This is a genomic window from Thermocatellispora tengchongensis (assembly GCF_014202315.1).
Lineage (GTDB): Bacteria > Actinomycetota > Actinomycetes > Streptosporangiales > Streptosporangiaceae > Thermocatellispora > Thermocatellispora tengchongensis.
In genome coordinates this window covers 101,372-118,563 of the sequence record NZ_JACHGN010000016.1, presented here as the reverse complement: position 1 = coordinate 118,563, position 17,192 = coordinate 101,372, and the positions used below count along the sequence as shown (strand labels likewise).

The following is a 17,192-nucleotide window of genomic DNA, read 5'->3' as shown; positions in this document are numbered from 1 at the left end:
GCCGCGCGTTCCCCCGTCATTCGCGCGGCGGGGCGCCGAGCCGGCCCGCCAGGCGGCGCAGCCGGAACGGCATCAGCGCCGACTCAAGCTGCACGCCCAGGCTCATCTTGCTCTGGCCGTCGTGGCGCTCCTCGAACCGGATCGGCACCTCGACGATCTTCAGGCCGAGCCTGACGGCGCGGTAGTTCATCTCGACCTGGAAGGAGTAGCCGTTGCTGGCCACCCCGGCCACGTCGATCGCGCGCAGCGTCTCGCGGCGCCAGATCTTGAACCCGGCGGTCACGTCGCGGATGCGCAGGTGCAGCAGCACCCGCACATAGAAGTTCGCCCACGCCGACAGGGCCTTGCGGTGCGGCGCCCAGTTCTCGGCCAGCTTGCCGCCGGTGGCGTAACGGCTGCCGATCACGACGTCGGCCTCGGTGGACAGCAGCGTGCCCAGCATCTGCGGCACCGCCTCGGGCGGATGGGACAGATCGGCGTCCATCTGCACGACGAAGTCGGCGCCGTGCTCCAGCGCGTGCGTGATGCCGTGCACGTAGGCGCGGCCGAGCCCCTGCTTGCCCGGACGGCGCAGCACCGACAGGCGCTCGGGCCCGTACTCCTCGCGGGCCAGCCGCTCGGCCAGGTCACCGGTGCCGTCGGGGGAGTTGTCGTCCACCACCAGCACCCGCAACGCCGGCAGGGGCAGGGCGAACAGGGCCTCCAGGACGGCGGGCAGGTTGTCGGCCTCGTTGTAGGTGGGCATCACCACCGTCACCGCCGACGACGCCCAGGGCTCGGGCAGGCGCACGGCCTGTGCGGCGCGCACGCCCGCCGGCGTACGTTCCGGCGGGGCCTGGCCCTGCGATACGGCTCGCGAGTCGCGTTGGATCATCAGCTCCGGTTTCTGCTCGGCGGATCCGCTCGACGCGGATCGGGTCACGCGATGGAGCCTACCGAGGCCGCGCGCACCCGTCGGGCACGTCGAAGGCGCACCCCGCCGTTCCGCCCCCGGGGGGCTCAGCGCGTCAGCAGCTCGCGCAGCGCCCCGGCGATGTCGGCGGGGGCCTCCTCGGCCATGAAGTGGCCGCACGTCACCGTCACGTGCCGCAAGTCCGGGGCCCAGGCGCGCCACAGCGCGGCGGCGTCGTAGCCGAGGGCGGCGCCCCAGTCCTGCTGCAGCACGGTGACCGGCATCCGCAGCCGGGCGCCGGCCTCGCGGTCGGCCAGGTCGTGCTCGATGTCGATCCCGGCCGAGGCGCGGTAGTCGGCCACGATCGAGGGGATCGCCTCCCGGCAGGCCGACAGGTAGGCCGCGCGCACGTCGGCGGGGATCGCCCCCCGGTCGCCCGCCCACAGGTCCAGGAAGTGCCCGAAGAAGACGTCCGGGGCCGCGGCGATCATCTGCTCGGGCAGGCCGGGCGGCTGGGCCATCAGGTACAGGTGGAAGCCGACCGCGGCGCCGGCGCCGCGCAACACCTCCCACATGTCCACCGTCGGCAGCACGTCCAGGCAGGCCAGGTGGGTGATCGCCTCGGGGTGGTCCAAACCGGCGCGGAAGGCCACCAGGGCGCCGCGGTCGTGCCCGGCCAGCGCGAAGCGCTCGTGCCCCAGGGCGCGGGCCAGGGCGATCACGTCGGCGGCCATGGTGCGCTTGGAGTAGGTGCCGGGGCCGCTCTCGGCGGGCTTGTCGCTGGCTCCGTAGCCGCGCAGGTCGGGGCAGATCACGGTGTGACCGGCCGCCAGGTCGGCGGCCACGTGCCGCCACATCAGGTGGGTCTGCGGGAAGCCGTGCAGCAGCACGATCGGGCTGCCCGAGCCCGCGACGGCCACGTTCAGCGACACCCCGTCGCCGACGGGGACCCGCTGGTAGCCGAATCCGGGGATGACAGGGGCCATGGTGGTTTCTCCGTTCCTCTCACTCGGTGCCGGACGCCGTCCACCCTGCCGGGCGGCGATGAGCATCCGGTCAGCGCGCTACGGTGACCGGTGAAAGGAGTGGTCGCGCAGTGCAGGTCGGGTTCGGAGTCCTGGGGCCGGTGACGGCCTGGGAGCCCTCCGGCGCCGTGATCGGGCTGAAAGGGCCCCGGCACCGGGCGGTGCTGGCCCGGCTGATCATCGCCCGCCGCCGCGTCGTCCCGCTCGCCGACCTGGTGGCCGACCTGTGGGACGACCCGCCGCCGGGCGCGGTCAGCGCGGTGCGCACGTTCGTGGCCGCGCTGCGCCGGGCGCTGGAGCCCGGCCGCCCGCCCCGCGCCGCCGCGCGGCTGCTGGTCACCGAGGGGCCGGGGTACGCGCTGCGCGCCGAGCCCGGCGCCGTGGACGCCTGGAGGTTCGAGCAGGCGGTCGCCGCCGCCCCGGAGCTGCCGCCCGAGCAGGCGCTCACGCGGCTGGAGGAGGCGCTGGGCTGGTGGCGCGGCCCGGCGTACGCCGAGTTCGCCGAGCAGGACTGGGCGCACGCCGAGCGCTCCCGCCTGGCCGAGCTGCGCCTGACCGCCGTGGAGCGGCAGGCCGGCGCGCGATTGGCCCTGGGCCTGGCCGCCGAGGCGGTGCCGGATCTGGACGCGCACGTGGCCGGGCACCCCTGGCGCGAGGACGCCTGGCGGCTGCTGGCGCTGGCGCTGTACCGCACCGGCCGCCAGGGCGACGCGCTGGCGGTGCTGCGGCGGGCGCGTACGCTCCTCGTGGAGCACCTGGGGGTGGACCCCGGGCCGGCGCTGCGCGGCCTGGAGGCCGACATCCTGCGCCAGGCCCCGCACCTGGACGCCCCGGCCAGGGCCGAACAGGTGTGGGCGCAGGCCGCCGCCGCCTACGACCGGGTTGCGCCGCGCGGCGCCCGCGCCCGGCTGGAGTCCACGGTCGGCCTGATGCGCGACCTGGCCGTGACCGGCGGCAGCGGGCTTGAGGCGGCCCGCCGCCACCGCGCCGCCGCCGTCGCCGCGGCCGAGGAGCTGCACGACCCCGAGCTGACCGCGCGCGTCATCGGCGCCTACGACGTCCCGGCGATCTGGACCCGCAGCGACGACCCCGCGCAGGCGGCCCGGATCGTCGCGGCGGCCGAACGCACCCTGGCCGCGCTCCCGCCCGGCGCGCCCGAGGCCACCCGCGCCCGGCTGCTGGCCACGATCGCCCTGGAATCGCGCGGCACCCACTGCGCCCGCGGCCCCCAGGCGGCCCGCGAGGCCGAGCGGATCGCCCGCGGCCTGGACGATCCGGCGCTGCTGGCCTTCGCGCTCAACGGCCTGTTCATGCAGACCTTCCACCGCACCGGACTGGCCGGGCGGCGCGACGAGATCGGCGCCGAGCTGATCGCGTTGTCCCGGCGCCACGGCCTGGTCACCTACGAGGTGCTCGGGCACCTCATCCGCCTCCAGTCGCGCGCCGCGCTCGCCGACTTCCCGGCCGCCGACGAGCACGCCCGCGCCGCCGACCGCCTGGCCGAGCGGCATGAGCTGCCGCTGGTGGGGGTGTTCACCCAGTGGTACCGGGCGCTGCGCCTGGACGCCACCGGCCGGGCCGGGCCCGCCGAGGCCGAGGCGGCCTACCGGCGGGCCGCCGAACGCCTGGACGGCTGCGGCATGCCCGGCGTGGAAGACGGCCTGCTTGCGCTGGCGCTGCTGTGCCTGCGCCTGCGCCACGGGCTGCCCGTCCTCGGCGAACCCGGCGGGTGGGGGCCCTACGAGCCGTGGGCCCGCCCCCTGGTGCTGCTGGCCCGCGACCGCCGCGACGAGGCCGCCCAGGCCCTGCGCGCGGCCCCCGACCCGCCCCGCGACCTGCTGGCCGAGGCCCTGTGGTGCCTGATGGGCCGGGCGGGCATCGCCCTGGGCGACCGGGAGGCGATGCGGCGCGCCCATGCCGCCCTCGCGCCCGCCGCCGCCGAGCTGGCCGGCGCCGGCAGCGGCATGCTCACCCTCGGCCCCGTCGCCCGCCACCTCGACGCCCTCGCCGCCGCCCTGCACGGCCGCTGACCCGGACGGGTCACGGCGCGCCGCCCGCATGTCGTACGCCGCCGGGGCGGGGCGGGTGTGCCAGCATGAGCCGGGTGAGCCAACCACCGCAGCACCGCGACGGCGTCGAGTTCCTGCAGCCCGGCCGGCTCCGCCTGGTCGAAGCCCCCGCGCCCCGGCCCTCACCGCAGGAGCGGGCGGCCATGGACCAGGTGTGGGAGGAGGCGGTCCGGGCCAACCCGTGCCTGTTCGACGGGCCGGTGGCGGCGTGCGCCGGGCTGGACCGCGACGGGCCGCACGACCTGGTCATCGCCTGGGCGCGCACGACGTACCGGCTGCTCGCCCTGCGCCGGGTCCCGGGCGCCACCGCGTTGCTGCCGTCGCTGTTCGTCAGCGTCCTGCAGCCTTCCGAGGACAGGCGCGTGCTGGTGGGGCGGATGTCGCCGGCCACGTCCTTCCCCGGCCGCTGGCAGCTTCCCGGCGGCACGGTCGAACCCCCGCCGGCCGGCGACCGCCTGGATGCGGCCGCGCTCACCCGGCACGCCGCCCGGGAGCTGGCCGAGGAGACCGGCGTGCAGCTCGCGCCGCAGGAGCTGAGGCTGTGGCTGGTCACGCGCGGTGACCACGGCAACGTCGGGGTGCTGTTCCTCGCCCCGCCCCGGCCCGAGTCGCTGCTGCGCGAGCGGCACGCCGCCGCGGTGAGCGCGGAGCGGGCGCTGGGGCGCGACCCGGAACTCGACGAGATCGCCCTGGTCGCCGGCCCGGCCGAGCTGCCGGCCCTCGGCGGCCCCCTCGCGGACTACCTGGAGCCGGTGCTCCGCCGGTACGCGGGCGCGCTGACAGGCCGCTGACGCAGCCATCCCGGTGACGCGGCCCGGCCACGGGCCGGGTCAGGAGGGCAGCAGGACCCGGATGACCTGGGCCGCGCGGGCGGTGTCGGGCTCCTCGCCGGTGATCAGCCCGAGGTAGACGTAGGACTCCATGATCCGGACCAGGACGTAGGGCAGCTCCTCGGCGGGCAGGGGACTGCGCAGCAGGCCGTCGCGGCGGTCGGCCTCGACCACGTCGGCGACCAGCTCGATCAGGCGGTGCTGGAACTCCCCCGCCTTGGTGGTCAGCAGCTTCAGGGCCAGGTCGCCCTCCTGCTGCAGGAAGCGGCGCATGCCCGCGTTCGTCATCGCCGCGTGCGTGGCCCCGACGATCACCTCGGCGGCCGTGGGGCGGGCGCCGGCCGCCGTGGGCTCGCGCAGGCGGGCCACCGTCTTGCTCATCAGGCGCCACAGCACCTCGACCAGGAGCCGTTCGCGTGACCCGACCCACCGGTACACGGTGGTGCGGTCCACGCCGAGCGTGGCCGCGAGGGTCTGCATGTCCACGCGCTCGCCCGCCTGGAACATGCGCTGGGCCTCGCGCAGCACGTCGAGCGGGCCCGGGCGGGCCGGGGCCGCGCCGCTGAGGTGCCGCTGCAGCGGAGTGCTCACAATCGCGGCTCCGGCACCGTTGACAAGTGTGACGTCATGGGAGACAGTCTGCGTCATTCGCCGGAAATGTGGCAACGGAGCAACACATGAACGATCCGATGCAAGCTCCAGTGGTGACGGTGTCGAGCGGCAGGCTGGCGGGCCGGCTTCTCCCGGGAGGCGTGGCGGCCTTCCTCGGCATCCCCTACGCCGCCGCACCCTTCGGCCCGAACCGGATGCTGCCGCCGCGGCCCGCGCCGTCGTGGAGCGGCACCCGGGCGGCCACCGCGTACGGGCCGACCGTGCCCAAGGGGGACTACCCGCCGCAGTACCAGCCGCTCTTCCGCGAGGTCGTCATCGCGGGCGAGGAGTGCCTGAACCTCAACGTCTGGACCCCCGACCCGGGCGGGTCCGGCCTGCCGGTGCTGGTGTGGATCCACGGCGGGTCGTTCATGAACGGCTCGGGCTCGGTCGGCGCGTACGACGGCGCCGCCTTCGCCCGCGACGGCGTCGTATGCGTCACGATCAACTACCGGATGGCGGCCGAGGGCTTCCTGTACCTCGGCGACGGCGTGGCCAACCTGGGCCTGCTCGACCAGATCGCCGCCCTGCGCTGGGTGCAGGAGAACATCGCCGCGTTCGGCGGCGACCCCGCACGGGTCACCGTCGCCGGCGAGTCGGCCGGGGCGATGAGCGTGACCACGCTGCTGTCCATGCCGCAGACCGAGGGCCTGTTCGCCCGGGCCATCGCCCAGTCCGGCGCCGCCGCCCACGCCCTGCCCCCCGAGCAGGGACTCATGGTGGGCCGCTACCTGGCCGAGGCGCTCGGCGTGCCGCCGACGCGCGAGGCGATCAAGCAGGTCGCCCTCGACACCCTCGTGCGCGCCGCCTCCGACCTGGTGGTGGAGGTACAGGGCACGCCCGACCCGGCCAAGTGGGGCACCCTCGCGCTGAGCCTGCTGCCGTTCGCGCCCACCGTGGACGGCACCGTGCTCCCCACCGCCCCGCTGGAGGCCATCGCCGCCGGCCGCGGCGCCGACGTGCCGCTGCTGATCGGATCGACCCGGGACGAGGCGCGGCTGTTCCTGGTCGCGGCCCGCACCATCGACCTGATCGACGACGCCGCGCTCGAAGCCGCCGTGGCGGCCTACGGCCTCACCCCCGCCGGGCTGGCCGTCTACCGGGCCAACCGCCCCGGCGCCCGCCCCGGCGATCTCCTCGCCGCCGCCGTCTCCGACTGGTTCTTCCGCATCCCGGCCGTCCGCGTCGCCGAGGCCCGCGCCGCCACCGGCGCCACGACCTGGATGTACCGCTTCGACCATCCCGATCCGGAGGCCAACCACGGCTTCGGCGCCTGCCACGCGGTCGAGCTGCCGTTCGTGTTCGGCACGATCGACCGGCAGGACGTACGCCCCCTCATCGGCGACGACCCCTCCCCCGCCGTCGCCGACACCGCGCACGGCACCTGGGTGTCGTTCGTCGCCGACGGCACGCCCGGCTGGTCCCCGTACACTCCGCCGGAGCGCGCCACCGGCCTGATCAGCGACAAGGTCGAGGAGGCCGCCGACCCGGCCGGCGACGAACGCGCCGTGTGGAACGGCATCCGCTGAGGCGGGGCGGCGTGCCGGTCGGCTAGGACGCCGCGGTCAGGGCGGCCGCGAGGCGCTGGATGCCGGTGACGATGTCGGGCTCGGGCGTCGCCGCGTGGCCCAGGAGCAGCCCGGGACGCCGGCCGGGCTCTTGGGCGTGCGCGGACAAGGGCTGCACGTCCACGCCGTGCTCCGCGGCCCGCAGGGCGGCCGCCCCGTCGTCCATGCCGTCCGGCAGCCAGCCGATGACGTGCAGGCCGGCGTGCGCGGGCGTCACGGACAGGACTCCGTCGAGCTCGCGCCGCGCCGCCTGCACCAGGGCGGCCCCCCGTTCGGCGTACAGGGCGCGCATGCGCCGGACGTGCCGGGCGAAGTGCCCGTCGGCGATGAAGTCGGTGAGGGCGGCCTGCTCAAGCGCGGGGACGTGCGCGGCGGCGAAGCGCTGCCCGGCCGCGAAGGCGTCCACGAGCTCGTCGGGCACGATCAGGTATCCGATGCGCAGCGCGGGGAACAGCACCTTGCTGAAGCTGCCGACGTACACCACGCGTCCCGAGCCGTCCAGACCTTGCAGGGAGGGGAGCGGGTCCCCGACGTAGCGGTATTCGCTGTCGTAGTCGTCCTCCACGACGTAGGCGTCGGCGGTGCGCGCCCACTCCAGCAGGGCGAGCCGGCGGGGCAGGCTCATGGTGACGCCCAGCGGGAACTGGTGCGAGGGGGTCACGTAGGCGACCCGGGCGCGGGGCGCCAACGCCTTCCCCGCGGCGATGTCCAGGCCGTCCTCATCGACGGGCACCGGGACCGGGGTGGCCCCGGCGGCGATGATCGCGCCGCGGGCGCCGTAGTAGCCCGGGTTCTCCATCCAGGCGTCGTCGCCCGGGTCGAGGAGCAGCCGGGCGGCGAGGCTGAGCCCGGCCTGCGCGCCGCCCACGACCAGCACCTGTTCCGGGGTGCAGCGCACCGCCCTGGCCATGCCGGCGTACGCGGCGATGGCCTCGCGCAGCGGCCGGTACCCGGCGGGATGCTGGTAGCGCAGGAGGGAGCCGGCCGAGCGGCGGGCGCGCCGGGCCACCACCTTGCCCCACAGCTCGGCCGGGAACGCGTCGAGCGCCGGGCGGCCGACCGGGAACGCCGGTGGGCCAGAGCCGGGGCCGTCCATGGCGTGCCGTATCCGCCAGCGCACGCCGGCCAGGGCGGCGCCCTGGGCAGACAACCGCGGCGGGCGGCGTACGGCCGGGGGCTGGTGGACGGGAGCCGCCGCCGGGGGGATCTGCAGCAGTGCCACGGTGGTGCCGGCGCCGACCCGTCCGTCCAGGTAGCCCTCGTCGCGCAGCCGCTCGTACGCGGTGACCGTGGTGGTGCGCGACACGCCCAGCTCGGCCGCGAGCGCACGCGAGGACGGCAGCCTGAGCCCCGGCCTGAGCTGGCCGGACAGGATGGCGTCGCGGATCCGCTCGTAGAGGTGACGCGAGACGGCGATGCCCGGGGCGGGGTCGAGCGTGATGCCGACCGCGGCGAGCGAAGGGGACTGCCTGGACATGATCGGCCCGGAAATGGACTTGCCTGCTTGGCGGAAATTGGTTCTTCAGACGATACCAAGTCGCGCTTACCGTAGACGGCCGAGTGAGATGAAGATCCGTGAAGGAGCAGGGATATGACCACTTTGACCAGGAAGCTCGGCGGCACGGAGCTGGAGGTCGGCGCGATCGGACTGGGGTGCTGGGCGATCGGCGGGCCGTTCCTGCTCGACGGCAAGCAGGACGGCTGGGGGGAGGTGGACGACGACGAGTCCATCCGCGCGATCGACCGCGCCGTCGATCTGGGCGTGACGTTCTTCGACACCGCCGACGTCTACGGCACCGGCCACAGCGAGCGGGTCCTCGGCCGCGCCCTGCGGGACCGGCGCGACGCCGTGGTCATCGCCACGAAGTTCGGCTACACCTACGACGAGGCGCGGAAGGAGATCACCGGCACCGACACCTCCGCCGCGTACGTACGGCGCGCGTGCGAGGCGTCGCTGGCCCGCCTGGGCACCGACTACATCGACCTGTACCAGTTGCACGTGGGAGACACCGGCACCGCCGCCGCCGAGGACGTGTTCGCCGAGCTGGAGAGCCTGGTCGACAAGGGCATGATCCGCAGCTACGGGTGGAGCACCGACGACGAGGAACGGGCCCGGATGCTGGCCGGCCGGCATGGCGCGGCGGCCGTGCAGTTCGCGATCAACGTGCTCAGCGACGTGCCCGGCCTGGTCGAGGTCAGCGAGGAGGCCGGCCTGGCCGGCCTGGCCCGCTCGCCGCTGGCGATGGGGCTGCTGACGGGCAAGTTCACCGCCGAGTCGCGGCTGCCCGCCGACGACGTACGCGGCAGCGGGCACTCGTGGGTGACCTACTTCCGCGACGGACGTCCCGACCAGGACGCCCTCGACCGGCTGGCCGCCGTCCGGGAGATCCTCACCAGCGAGGGCCGCACCCTCGCCCAGGGCGCGCTGGCGTGGATCCTCGCCCGGGGCGAGGCGATGATCCCCATTCCCGGGTTCAAGTCGGTGGCCCAGGCGGAGGAGAACGCCGGGGCGCTCGACCGCGGCCCGCTGACCCCGGCCCAGATGGGCGAGATCGACGCGCTGCTGGCTCGCTGATCCTGGTGCCGGCGGGGGCCGCCGTGCTCCCCGGGACGGAGGCCCCCACCGGGGCGGGGCCGCCGCAGCGGGGCTCACCGGCCCCGGCCCGGCCGGGCCGGGCGGCGACGTCGCCCGCGGTCGCTCCGGCGCGTTCACCGAGCGCCTCCCGGCCTCCTCATGAGATGGTGATCCTGGTCGACCGTGACCATGACGGCCCGCCGTCCGAGCGCCGCGCGCGGCTGGTGCACCCGAGGCGCTTCATTGATCGTCGATGAAGAGCTCTTCGATCGTCAGGTTGAACACCTTGGCGAGACGGAAGGCGACCGGAAGGCTCGGGTCGAACTTCCCCTTCTCGATGGCGTTGATCGTCTGCCTCGACACGCTGACACGCTGAGCCAGGTCGGCCTGGGTCCAGGCGCGTTCGGCCCGAAGTTCCGGGATGCGGTTCTTCATCGATATCTGATCTTGCCGGCGACGATGGCGATCAAGTATACGACTCCCATGAACACGGGGAGGACCGCGATATCGACGTCGTAGGCGACGAGGTCGGCGCCGTCCGCGACGACGTAGGCGAATCCGGCGACCCACCCCACTCCGAGGGTGATCGCCAGCGCGTCCTGGAGGATCTTTCGCTGCAGCTCATCTTGTCCTCGGAGAAAGCGCGTGAAGGCGACGATCCATCCGATGCCGGCGACCAGGTTGGCGGCAACCGCGGCCCAGCTCGCCACCGGTTGCCGCGAGCCCCAGGACAGCTCGGGACCGAACTTGGCTAAAGCGAGGGTCGCCACCCAGGCGAGTGTCCAGAGGACGAGCCGAACGCTCGTCTTGATCGATTCCCGATAGTCTCCGGCCGTGTTGTGCGCTTGCACGAGGTGCCCTCCCCGCAGCGAGATGTCAAGTACGCTTGACACGGTAGGAGACGGCCCGCCTCGATGTCAAGTGTGCTTGACATCGAGGCGGGCCGTGATTGGGGGCGCGCACCCAGACGTTGTCGCCGCTCGCCGGAGGCTAGGGCCGTACGTGGAGCCTGAACCCCGAGCGGCCCGGGGGCTCCAGCCCTTCCTTCAGGTGCAGTGACGGGATCTCGTAGTCGCCGAAGTTCTGCCGCCGGAACGCGATCGGCTCGGTCGACTCCAAGGTCAGCAGCCGCTGCTCCCAGGCCTTGGCGATGTCCGGGAAGTCCTCGTCGGTGACCCGGTCCGAGCCGTACAGCACGAACGGCGGCAGCACCTCGATCCCCGGGTAGTACAGGATGCCGTGCTGGATCGGGAACAGCAGGTCGTCGATCGGGCCGTTGATCCCGCGCTCGGCGTAGTGCGACTCCGGGCCGCCGACGGTCACCGACAGCAGCGCCCGCCTGCCCGCGAGGGTTCCCTCGCCGAAACGCTCCCCGTACTTGACGTCGCTGTGCTCGCCGACGCCGTACGCGAAGTGGTACGTGAAGACCCGGTCGACCCAGCCTTTGAGGATCGCCGGCATCGTGTACCACCACATCGGGAACTGGAAGATGATCATGTCCGCCCACAGCAGCTTCTCCTGCTCGGCCAGGACGTCCGGGGTGAGGGTTCCGGTGTCGAAGGCCCGCCCCGAGTCCGCGGCGACCTTCAGCGGGCTCGAAGCGGACGGGCCGAAGTCCCCGGCGTCCACGACCGCCTTCCAGCGCATCGCGTACAGGTCACTGACCCGCACCTCGTGCCCCGCCTTCTCCAGCGTGGCCACCGCCAGGTCCTTCAGCGAGCCGTTGAGCGACCTCGGCTCCGGGTGGGCGTAGACGATCAGCGTCTTCATGTGCGAACTCCTTTGGATCGAGTGCCTTCGATCCTTCACACCCGGGCGGCCGCCGTTCAGGGGCGCTACTTCCGTCGGACCCGGCTTCCTGGTAACGGCAGGACCACCTTCACGGAGACCGAGCGCGGCCTGTACGCCGACTGGGACCAGTGCACCCGCGACGTGGTCGGGCACCTGCGCCTGGCGGCCGGCAAGTACCCCGACGATCCGCGCCTGGCCTCGTTGATCGGGGAGCTGGCGATGGGCAGCGAGCGTTTCCGGCGCCTGTGGGCCCGCGCGGACGTGCGCGCGCGGACGTACGGGCGCAAGGCCTACCGGCACCCCCTGGTCGGGGAGCTGGAACTGCACCAGGAGAACTTCACGCTGTCGGACGAATCGGGCATGGAACTGCTGGTGCTCTCAGCGGCCCCCGGCAGCCCCTCCGCCGACGCCCTGCGGCTCCTGGCCAGCCTGGACGCCGATGGCGACGTGCGTCCCACAGCCACATCACCGCTGGGCGGGTGATGCATCACCGGCGAACTCCTCGCCCGGCTCTCCCCGCTCCAGTACGTCCACATCGACTGCCTGGTGTCGAGAATGCGGCGCCGGCTCCGTCCCAGGGACACCAGCGGCCACGAACCGGCCGCGTGATGAAGGAGACCCGGCATGACCATCCAGCGGATGGACAACGTCCTCATCGTTGTCGACGACCTTGACGCCGCCATCGCGTTCTTCGTCGAACTCGGCATGGAACTGGAGGGCAGGGCGCCGATCGAGGGGCGTTGGGCGGAGCAGGCGGAGCGTGTCATCGGCCTCAACGGGGTGCGGCAGGAGGTCGCAATGCTGCGGATCCCGGGCGGCGTCGGCGGAATCGAGCTGGCGAAGTTCCACACGCCGAAGGCGATCAGCACCGAGCCGAAGGACGCGCCGGCGAACACGCTGGGCATTCGCCGCGTCATGTTCGTCGTCGACGACATCGAGGACGTCATTGCCCGCCTGCGCCCCCACGGAGCCGAACTCGTCGGCACGCTGGAACAGTACGAGGACAGCTATCGGATCTGCTATGTCCGCGGCCCCGAGGGCATCGTCGTCGCCTTGGCCCAGCAACTCGGCTGACGGTCCGTCACGGCCGGCCAGGGCGATCCGGCTGCCGCCCGCAGCACGGCGCGCGGCTCGGGAGGTGTGAGCCGGGCGCGCGGAAGCGTCAGCTGACGGCCTTCTTGACGAGGGCGGTGATCATGTTCGTGGCCTCGTCGCTCAGCTCGGTCACGGCGAAGGACGTGGGCCACAGGCCGGCGGCGTCGGCGAGGTTGGCTTCGGCGGTGAAGCCGAAGGTGGAGTATGGCTCGTTGTCCACGTGCCCGCTCCGGAAGAAGCACACGACCTTCCCCTTTCTGGCGTAGGCCGGCTGTCCGTACCAGAGCTTCGGCGCCAGTTCCGGGGCGTTGGCGGTGACGATGGCGTGGATGCGTTCCGCTATTGCGCGGTCCGGCGGCTCCATCTCCGCGATCTTCGTCAGCACGTCGAGTTCCTCGGCCGCCGCCTTGTTGCCACGACCGCGGTTCGCCTCCCTCTTCAGTTCCGCGGCGCGCTCCTTCATGGCGGCGCGTTCTTCCTCGGAGAAGCCGTTCCTGCTCATCGCTGTCACTTTCCTGTCATGGGCGGTAGGACGCAAGCGAGGTTAGCCGTGCCGTGGGAGCCGGCGCTTCTCGATTCTTGATCGATGCTCGCCGTGTCTCGGCGACACCTCTGGCCGGCCCGATCGTCCGTGCGCCGGGTGTGAAAATGGGACGATGGTGCTCATGGATGGTGGGCGTGCGCTGGCGCAACGGTTGCGCGACATCGCCATGATGCGCCGTGTGCGGGACCGGATCGATCGTGAGTACGCCAAGCCGCTGAACCTCGACACACTGGCCCGCGGGGCGCACATGTCGATCGGGCACCTGAGCCGGGGGTTTCGTCGTCTCTACGGTGAGTCCCCGTACTCGTACCTGATGACCCGGCGCATCGAACGGGCCATGACGCTGCTGCGCCGCGGAGACCTGAGCGTCACGGAGGTGTGCTTCGAGGTGGGCTTCTCCTCGCTGGGCACCTTCAGCACGAGGTTCACCGAACTGGTCGGCGTGCCGCCGAGCGTCTACCGGCGTGACCACTCCCAGGCGGCGGCGGGCATTCCGCCGTGTCTGAGCAAGCAAGTGACCAGACCGGTCAAGAATCGAGAAGCCCGCGCCCGGTAGTGGTGCATAGCGTGACGGACGTGAACATCACCATTCAGCAGGCCTTCGTCCCGCAGACCGACCCCGAGGCCGCTCTGGTCTTCTATCGCGACATCCTGGGCTTCGAGGTCCGGGCCGACGCCGGCTACGAGGACATGCGGTGGATCACCGTCGGCCCGGTCGGGCAACCCGGCACCTCCATCGTGTTGCACCCACCGGCGGCCGATCCGGGCATCACCGAGGAGGAGCGCCGCACCATCCTGGAACTCATCACCAAGGGCGTCTACACCGCCATCACGCTGGCCACCGACGACCTCGACGGGCTGTTCGACCGCCTCCAGGCCGCCGGGGCCGATGTGGTGCAGGAACCCATCGACCAGGACTACGGAGTCCGCGACTGCGCCTTCCGCGACCCCGCCGGCAACCTCATCCGCGTCACCAGCGCATCTGCGTGAGCCGCAGATCAACCGACCTCCCGCAACACCAAGGACCCACTCGATGACGCTCCGCATAGACATCATCACGATCGGCGTACCGCAGGTAGAAACCGCCCGCTCCTTCTACACCGCCGCATTCTCGGCCACGGCCACCGATGCCGGTCTCGACCTGCACGGCACCGGACGGCTCGCCCTCCGCCAGATGGACGCGCCCGCCACCGGCTCCGCTACGAAGCCGCCGAGCGCGGGCTTCCGTGGCCACGTCCTGTCCTGCATCGTCAACCAGCCCGCGGAGGTGAAATCCCTCCTCGACGCCGCCACCGCCAACGGCGCAACGGTCATCAAACCGGCCAAGAAACAGATGTTCGGCGAGTTCACCGCCGTCTACCAGGCACCGGACGGGGCCATGTGGAAGCTGGCCGCGGCCTCCAAGAAGGACACCGAACCCGTCTGCGGCCCACCGAAACCGACCGAGACCGCCGTCTACCTCGGCGTCGCCAAGCCGAAGGCGTCCAAGGCGTTCTACGAGGCGCTGGGCATGAGCGTCAACCACGACTACGGAGACAAGTTCATCGACTTCACCATCGCCGCCGGCGTGTGCCGGCTGGGCCTGCTGCCCCGCAAAGCCCTCGCCAAGGACGCCGGCGTCGGCGACGAGCACGGCGACGGCTTCTCCGCGCTCGTCCTCACCCACATCGCCGCCTCGCGTGACGATGTGGACGCTCTTCTCGCCGCCGCGAACTCGGCCGGTGGCCGGGTCACCGCCGCAGCGGCCCAGACCGGCCAGGGTGAGTACGCCGGGCACTTCACCGACCCCGACGGCTATCGCTGGGAAATCACCACACCCGCCTGACGGCAACCGCCCGGCCCGTCGCGTGAGGACGCATCCCCCACGCAACCGGTCGGCGCCCATCCCTCGACGAGCGATGACCGACGCAGGCGGGCGACATCGGGGATAGCGGTCCAGACCGGCTCGGCGGTTTCGCCGTCCGGCTCGGGCCGGAGCCGGCCGCCCGTGATACGTATCCGGTAGAAGATGCCGACATTCTGGTGCTCGGTGCCGGCACGGGCGACCGCGGCGGGAATCACCCTTGAGTCCACGCCCAGCAGGCGTTCGACCACCGCGTCGCAGCCCGTCTCCTCGATCACCTCCCGGATCACCGCGTCGAACGGATCCTCCCCGTACCCGACCCCGCCCCCTGGAAGAGTCCAGACGGTCAGTGGTCCTCGGCGGTGGCGAAGTCGGGCAGCTCCGTGGACAGCAGCCCGTCGGCGGCGCCGTCGAGGAGCCGGGCCATCTCCGTGGAGCGGGGAAGCATGGTCTTCTCGTAGGCGTGGATGGCTTCGCCGATGGTGTCGTGGCGGGCGATGGCGAGGGCGAGGTCGCATCCGTCCAGCATGGCGAGGTTGACGCCGACGCCGAGCGGGGGCATGAGGTGGGCGGCGTCGCCGAGCAGGGTCACCGTGGGGTTGTGCTCCCAGACGTGTGGGACGGGCAGGGCGAAGATCGGGCGATCGACGTAGGGGCCGTCGTTGTCGGCGATCAGTTGGCGCAGGCGGGGCGACCAGTCGCGGTAGCGCTCCAGCAGGAGGGCGCGGATGCCGCCGGTGTCCTGGAGGGTGAGCCCGCCGGCGGTGATCCAGGCGGCCGGGACGCGCTGGATGATGTAGACACGGATGTGGTCGCCGCTGTTGCGCTGGGCGAACAGACCGCGCTCGCCGTCGGCTGCGGCGGCGCTGCCCTGGCCGACGAGCTCGGCGATGTCGGGGTGTCGGGTCGCGACGTCGTGGAACCAGGCTTCCAGGAAGCTTACGCCGCTGTAGCGGGGGGTGGCCTGGGAGACGGCGCGGCGGACCTTGGACCAGGCGCCGTCGGCGCCGACGACGAGGTCGGCTTCGACGGTGGCGCCGTCGGCGAAGTGGAGTCGCCGGGTGCCTTCAGCGGGGCCGCTGACGCTCTGCAGGGCGTGCCCCCAGCGTACGGTGCCGGGCTGAAGCGAGCCGAGCAGCAGCTCGCGCAGCCGGCCGCGGTCGATTTCCGGTTTGAACCGCTCGTCCTGCTCGGGGACGTGGTGGAAGAGGATCGTGCCGGCCGGGTCCATCTGGCGCATCTCCTGGCCCTCGGGCCGGGCCAGTCGGAAGAACTCCTCCAGGAGGCCGGCTTCGCGCAGGGCGATCTGGCCGTTGTCGGCGTGCAGGTCGAGGCTGCCGCCCTGGTCGCGGGCGTCGGGGCCGGGGTCGCGGTCGTAGACGGCGGCGGTGATGCCGTGCTGCTGGAGGATGCGAGCGCAGATCAGCCCGCCGGGGCCGGCTCCGATGATGGCGATACGGGGTGTCGGCGTGGTGTTCATCGTGGTGCTCCGTTCGTTCGGTGCGGCAGTGCCGTGACTGCCGTGCTGAAGGGGGCGGTGGGATCAGGGGATGGCGGGGCCTCGCCGAGAAGAGAGGGCGGCCGGGTGATCCCTCGGAACCGCCGCTCCAGAAAAGCACACCAACCCAATAAGTGCAACAAGTCAACTTTTGAAGTGAGTCAACCGAGGATGTAGGGTGCCGGTATGCCCAGCACCACGACCGACACCTCTCCCGCGCCCGTGGGGCGCCGCGAGCGCAAGAAGGCCGCCACCCGCCAGGCCATCGCCGACGCCGCGCTGCGCCTGTTCCTGGAGCGCGGATACGACGAGGTCAGCATTCGCGAGATCGCGGACGCCGCCGACGTGTCCACCACCACGCTGTTCAAGCACTTCCCGGTCAAGGAAGCCCTCGTCTTCGACGAGGACTCCGACCAGGAGGCCCGCCTGCTCGCCGCCGTCCGCGAGCGGCCCAAGGGCCAGTCCATCCCCGCCGCGCTGCGCGAGCACGCCCTGACCACCCGGCTGGCCGCCGCCGACGGCGACGCCGGCTTCACCGCCTTCGCCGGCCTGGTGGCCAGTACTCCCGCGCTGCGCGACTATGCCCAGAACATGTGGCTGCGCCACACCGCCGCACTCGCCCAGGCCATCGCCGAGGAGAGCGGCCTCGCCGCCGACGACCCCATCTGCGCCGCCCTGGCCCACTTCGCCCTCGAAGCCCCCCGCGCGGCCTACACCCACGACGACCCCCGCGAGGCCATCACCCGGGCCTTCGACCTCCTGGAACACGGCTGGAGCGCACTCGCCCAGACCAAGTCGTGAGGCGTGCTGA

The 17,192-nt window shown here is 72.8% G+C and carries 20 protein-coding genes; 10 read left to right on the top strand and 10 right to left on the bottom strand.

Annotated elements, in window-relative coordinates:
* Positions 1 to 16 precede the first annotated feature (16 nt).
* Together HNP84_RS32980 and HNP84_RS32975 are read right to left on the bottom strand one after the other, a co-directional pair.
* The gene (locus HNP84_RS32980) at positions 17 to 745 is read right to left on the bottom strand and encodes a polyprenol monophosphomannose synthase (RefSeq protein WP_246519052.1); all 729 of its coding nucleotides are present in this window, start codon (positions 743 to 745) and stop codon (positions 17 to 19) included.
* Between the two features lie 254 nt (positions 746 to 999).
* Positions 1,000 to 1,878 (bottom strand): alpha/beta fold hydrolase, encoded by an 879-nt coding sequence (locus HNP84_RS32975; RefSeq protein ID WP_185053856.1) that lies wholly within the window; start codon positions 1,876 to 1,878, stop codon positions 1,000 to 1,002.
* A gap of 110 nt (positions 1,879 to 1,988) precedes the next feature.
* On the opposite strand from HNP84_RS32975, the gene HNP84_RS32970 reads away from it, so the two are divergent.
* Together HNP84_RS32970 and HNP84_RS55405 are read left to right on the top strand one after the other, a co-directional pair.
* Positions 1,989 to 3,947 carry an AfsR/SARP family transcriptional regulator gene (locus HNP84_RS32970; RefSeq protein ID WP_185053855.1) on the top strand — a complete coding sequence of 653 codons (1,959 nt, stop codon included), beginning with the start codon at positions 1,989 to 1,991 and terminating at the stop codon, positions 3,945 to 3,947.
* Between the two features lie 74 nt (positions 3,948 to 4,021).
* Entirely contained in the window at positions 4,022 to 4,777 is a 756-nt protein-coding gene (locus HNP84_RS55405; protein ID WP_221337057.1) for an NUDIX hydrolase, read from the top strand.
* Between the two features lie 39 nt (positions 4,778 to 4,816).
* Here HNP84_RS55405 and HNP84_RS56350 read toward each other — a convergent pair whose 3' ends face one another.
* Complete coding sequence (locus HNP84_RS56350; protein ID WP_221337056.1) at positions 4,817 to 5,407, bottom strand: QsdR family transcriptional regulator; 591 nt, start codon at positions 5,405 to 5,407, stop codon at positions 4,817 to 4,819.
* A gap of 86 nt (positions 5,408 to 5,493) precedes the next feature.
* Between HNP84_RS56350 and HNP84_RS32955 the strand changes: the two genes are divergently transcribed.
* Positions 5,494 to 6,996, top strand: a complete 1,503-nt coding sequence (locus HNP84_RS32955) for a carboxylesterase/lipase family protein (RefSeq protein WP_185053853.1) — start codon at positions 5,494 to 5,496, stop codon at positions 6,994 to 6,996.
* 22 nt (positions 6,997 to 7,018) lie between these two features.
* On the opposite strand, the gene pdxR is transcribed toward HNP84_RS32955, so the two are convergent.
* Positions 7,019 to 8,512: a MocR-like pyridoxine biosynthesis transcription factor PdxR gene (gene pdxR / locus HNP84_RS32950; RefSeq protein ID WP_185053852.1), complete on the bottom strand. Its 1,494-nt coding sequence runs from the start codon at positions 8,510 to 8,512 to the stop codon at positions 7,019 to 7,021.
* 114 nt (positions 8,513 to 8,626) lie between these two features.
* Between pdxR and HNP84_RS32945 the strand changes: the two genes are divergently transcribed.
* A complete protein-coding gene (locus HNP84_RS32945; protein ID WP_185053851.1) occupies positions 8,627 to 9,610 on the top strand; it encodes an aldo/keto reductase in 984 nt (327 codons plus the stop codon).
* 240 nt (positions 9,611 to 9,850) lie between these two features.
* On the opposite strand, the gene HNP84_RS32940 is transcribed toward HNP84_RS32945, so the two are convergent.
* From HNP84_RS32940 to HNP84_RS32930, 3 genes are all read right to left on the bottom strand, one after another.
* A complete protein-coding gene (locus HNP84_RS32940; protein ID WP_185053850.1) occupies positions 9,851 to 10,045 on the bottom strand; it encodes a helix-turn-helix transcriptional regulator in 195 nt (64 codons plus the stop codon).
* On the bottom strand, positions 10,042 to 10,461 hold the full coding sequence (locus HNP84_RS32935) for a hypothetical protein (RefSeq protein ID WP_185053849.1): 420 nt from the start codon (positions 10,459 to 10,461) through the stop codon (positions 10,042 to 10,044). Before HNP84_RS32935 ends, HNP84_RS32940 begins: the two co-directional genes overlap by 4 nt.
* A 139-nt stretch (positions 10,462 to 10,600) precedes the next feature.
* Positions 10,601 to 11,380 carry an NAD(P)H-dependent oxidoreductase gene (locus HNP84_RS32930; RefSeq protein ID WP_185053848.1) on the bottom strand — a complete coding sequence of 260 codons (780 nt, stop codon included), beginning with the start codon at positions 11,378 to 11,380 and terminating at the stop codon, positions 10,601 to 10,603.
* 21 nt (positions 11,381 to 11,401) lie between these two features.
* Here HNP84_RS32930 and HNP84_RS32925 point away from each other — a divergent pair, with 21 nt between their 5' ends.
* Both HNP84_RS32925 and HNP84_RS32920 read left to right on the top strand, forming a co-directional pair.
* On the top strand, positions 11,402 to 11,884 hold the full coding sequence (locus HNP84_RS32925) for an MmyB family transcriptional regulator (protein ID WP_312926322.1): 483 nt from the start codon (positions 11,402 to 11,404) through the stop codon (positions 11,882 to 11,884).
* Between the two features lie 141 nt (positions 11,885 to 12,025).
* Positions 12,026 to 12,475, top strand: coding sequence for a VOC family protein (locus HNP84_RS32920; RefSeq protein ID WP_185053847.1), 450 nt, complete (start codon positions 12,026 to 12,028; stop codon positions 12,473 to 12,475).
* Between the two features lie 88 nt (positions 12,476 to 12,563).
* On the opposite strand, the gene HNP84_RS32915 is transcribed toward HNP84_RS32920, so the two are convergent.
* Entirely contained in the window at positions 12,564 to 12,998 is a 435-nt protein-coding gene (locus HNP84_RS32915; RefSeq protein ID WP_185053846.1) for an iron chaperone, read from the bottom strand.
* A gap of 163 nt (positions 12,999 to 13,161) precedes the next feature.
* Here HNP84_RS32915 and HNP84_RS32910 point away from each other — a divergent pair, with 163 nt between their 5' ends.
* From HNP84_RS32910 to HNP84_RS32900, 3 genes are read left to right on the top strand one after another with little or no spacing between them, the layout of a single operon-like run.
* Positions 13,162 to 13,596, top strand: a complete 435-nt coding sequence (locus tag HNP84_RS32910) for a helix-turn-helix transcriptional regulator (RefSeq protein WP_185053845.1) — start codon at positions 13,162 to 13,164, stop codon at positions 13,594 to 13,596.
* 20 nt (positions 13,597 to 13,616) lie between these two features.
* Complete coding sequence (locus HNP84_RS32905; protein WP_185053844.1) at positions 13,617 to 14,030, top strand: VOC family protein; 414 nt, start codon at positions 13,617 to 13,619, stop codon at positions 14,028 to 14,030.
* Between the two features lie 43 nt (positions 14,031 to 14,073).
* Complete coding sequence (locus tag HNP84_RS32900; protein ID WP_185053843.1) at positions 14,074 to 14,865, top strand: VOC family protein; 792 nt, start codon at positions 14,074 to 14,076, stop codon at positions 14,863 to 14,865.
* Here HNP84_RS32900 and HNP84_RS32895 read toward each other — a convergent pair.
* A complete protein-coding gene (locus HNP84_RS32895; RefSeq protein ID WP_185054094.1) occupies positions 14,835 to 15,233 on the bottom strand; it encodes an NUDIX hydrolase in 399 nt (132 codons plus the stop codon). The two genes, HNP84_RS32900 and HNP84_RS32895, sit on opposite strands and share 31 nt — an antisense overlap.
* Complete coding sequence (locus HNP84_RS32890) at positions 15,230 to 16,363, bottom strand: FAD-dependent oxidoreductase (protein ID WP_185053842.1); 1,134 nt, start codon at positions 16,361 to 16,363, stop codon at positions 15,230 to 15,232. The genes HNP84_RS32895 and HNP84_RS32890 overlap by 4 nt, the downstream gene beginning before the upstream one ends.
* A gap of 204 nt (positions 16,364 to 16,567) precedes the next feature.
* Here HNP84_RS32890 and HNP84_RS32885 point away from each other — a divergent pair, with 204 nt between their 5' ends.
* A complete protein-coding gene (locus HNP84_RS32885) occupies positions 16,568 to 17,182 on the top strand; it encodes a TetR/AcrR family transcriptional regulator (protein ID WP_185053841.1) in 615 nt (204 codons plus the stop codon).
* Positions 17,183 to 17,192: the final 10 nt, after the last annotated feature.

Excerpts from the sequence above, each read along its gene's own strand:
- HNP84_RS32980 (WP_246519052.1), bottom strand. The coding sequence starts at position 745 with ATGCCCACCTACAACGAGGCCGACAACCTGCCCGCCGTCCTGGAGGCC.
- HNP84_RS32975 (WP_185053856.1), bottom strand. The coding sequence starts at position 1,878 with ATGGCCCCTGTCATCCCCGGATTCGGCTACCAGCGGGTCCCCGTCGGC.
- HNP84_RS32955 (WP_185053853.1), top strand. The coding sequence starts at position 5,494 with ATGAACGATCCGATGCAAGCTCCAGTGGTGACGGTGTCGAGCGGCAGG.
- pdxR (WP_185053852.1), bottom strand. The coding sequence starts at position 8,512 with ATGTCCAGGCAGTCCCCTTCGCTCGCCGCGGTCGGCATCACGCTCGAC.
- HNP84_RS32945 (WP_185053851.1), top strand. The coding sequence starts at position 8,627 with ATGACCACTTTGACCAGGAAGCTCGGCGGCACGGAGCTGGAGGTCGGC.
- HNP84_RS32940 (WP_185053850.1), bottom strand. The coding sequence starts at position 10,045 with ATGAAGAACCGCATCCCGGAACTTCGGGCCGAACGCGCCTGGACCCAG.
- HNP84_RS32930 (WP_185053848.1), bottom strand. The coding sequence starts at position 11,380 with ATGAAGACGCTGATCGTCTACGCCCACCCGGAGCCGAGGTCGCTCAAC.
- HNP84_RS32920 (WP_185053847.1), top strand. The coding sequence starts at position 12,026 with ATGACCATCCAGCGGATGGACAACGTCCTCATCGTTGTCGACGACCTT.
- HNP84_RS32915 (WP_185053846.1), bottom strand. The coding sequence starts at position 12,998 with ATGAGCAGGAACGGCTTCTCCGAGGAAGAACGCGCCGCCATGAAGGAG.
- HNP84_RS32910 (WP_185053845.1), top strand. The coding sequence starts at position 13,162 with ATGGATGGTGGGCGTGCGCTGGCGCAACGGTTGCGCGACATCGCCATG.
- HNP84_RS32900 (WP_185053843.1), top strand. The coding sequence starts at position 14,074 with ATGACGCTCCGCATAGACATCATCACGATCGGCGTACCGCAGGTAGAA.
- HNP84_RS32890 (WP_185053842.1), bottom strand. The coding sequence starts at position 16,363 with ATGAACACCACGCCGACACCCCGTATCGCCATCATCGGAGCCGGCCCC.
- HNP84_RS32885 (WP_185053841.1), top strand. The coding sequence starts at position 16,568 with ATGCCCAGCACCACGACCGACACCTCTCCCGCGCCCGTGGGGCGCCGC.